Source organism: Binatus sp. (SeqCode), assembly GCF_036522015.1.
Taxonomy (GTDB): domain Bacteria; phylum Desulfobacterota; class Binatia; order Binatales; family Binataceae; genus Binatus.
The window spans coordinates 1-1,559 of record NZ_DATDGQ010000301.1; the positions used below are offsets into that span (position 1 = coordinate 1).

A 1,559-nucleotide genomic window follows, 5' to 3' on the forward strand; every position below is an offset into this window, starting at 1 on the left:
TCATCAGCGCGGCCGTCGGCAACGCCCGTCGCGCGCACCATCGCGAGCCAGTAGTTAGCCTGGTGCCCGGTGACCGCTTCGGGCGGTGGCGACGCCTTCATGTTGAGCATCGCGCCGCGTGCATCGGCGACGAACCCAGCGCGGCGCCGTACTCCAGCCATCGTGAGCCACAACGCCGACTCGAAACTGTTCGGGAACAATACTCCCAGGTCGAATCGCCGCGAGCGGATCTCGCCGACAATTCTGCGTCGATCGAAAAATCCCGAGAGGCCGCGCCCAACCGAGTACGGAATCACCTCGTCGATCCATCGAGCGCCGTCAAAGAAGCTCGCGAGTTCCTTCTTTATGAGCACCGCAAGGTGCGCGTTGGGCCACACGCGCCGAATCGCCCGCAGCGCGGGCAGACTCATCACGACGTCGCCGAGCCAATTGAGTTCCTTGACCAGGATGCGCTCTGGCGGAGGATCGAGCGTGACGGCGTGCGCCGGCGACGCCGGCTTCCGCGATTCAAACGCCCCCTGATGTCGAATTGTTCCCGATTCCAAGATCAAGATTCCCGCCAATGCCTTCGATCCGTCGAAAGATTTCATCACGCAAGCGCGGTCAAATAAACCCGCCCCTGGGTAGTGTCTCAGTTTGAAACTGAAACACTACCCAAGGGTAGTTTCGTTCCGTCAAAAATAGTTGCGGCCGGCAGCCGGCCTCGCCCGAGTTGGGGCGAGCCGGGTGAGCATGGGGCGTTCTGACTGTAGTCCATACCGCATGATTAGCACCCAAATCCGCCGGGAGGCAGGTTGAATAGTTCAATCCGCAACCCAACCAGTGCCGGCCGCCTGTATTGCTCTGATCTTAATTCGCTAAGGCTACGACGAGGCAGAGCAACGCCAGGAGTAGCGCAACCGGCCCGTTTTGAAACCGTTCCGAACTGCTCGACGAGGCGAAGTTAGCTAGAGCACTCAGCGCCATCACACCGACGATCGTCCATGTCCCCCAACGCAAGATGCCGAACCGGTCGGTTGACGACCAACAGCGCGCGCGGCCCAGGACGATGACAGCGCCAGCGACCAGTAGGACGGCCGCGAACGCGCTCGCGACTCTGAGCCCCACGGGCAGACGGTCGTGACCGCCACCCCAAGCGCCGGAAACCCCCCAAGAGCCGCCAAGCGCCCAGAAAATTTCGAAGGACGCGACTACGATGAAAGCGGTTGCGACCACCATCGCAGCGAAGCGAGCCGCTCGCGTAGCGATCACACCGCGGCGGAGTCCCATGCTCGCGTTTGTAACGCACGACCCCGTAAATCAGCAACACACTTTCAGAGCACCACCCAGAAGCTCGAGAAATCAAACTGAGACACTACCCGCCCCTGGACTCCGCCTTGCGATTGGGAACATCGATCCTGATGTGTTACCATGTCACACATGAAAGGAAACACAATCACAGTCCGGATCGACGACGAGTTGGCGCCAATCCTGGATGAAGTGTGCAAACGTTCGGGCCGCACCCGAAGCGAAATCATCCGCTCGGCGTTGAAGCGGCATCTTGCGCTGCTCGAGTTCCA

The 1,559-nt window shown here is 60.7% G+C and carries 2 protein-coding genes; one reads left to right on the forward strand and one right to left on the reverse strand.

Features of this window, described 5'->3' with window-relative positions; genetic code table 11:
* Positions 1-545, reverse strand: a 545-nt coding sequence (locus VIW95_RS12880; protein WP_331587104.1) for a glycosyltransferase family 9 protein, incomplete at its 3' end; no start/stop codon positions are given.
* Between the two features lie 874 nt (positions 546-1,419).
* Here VIW95_RS12880 and VIW95_RS17510 point away from each other — a divergent pair.
* A partial coding sequence (locus VIW95_RS17510; protein ID WP_349259322.1) for a ribbon-helix-helix protein, CopG family occupies positions 1,420-1,559 on the forward strand: 140 nt, incomplete at its 3' end.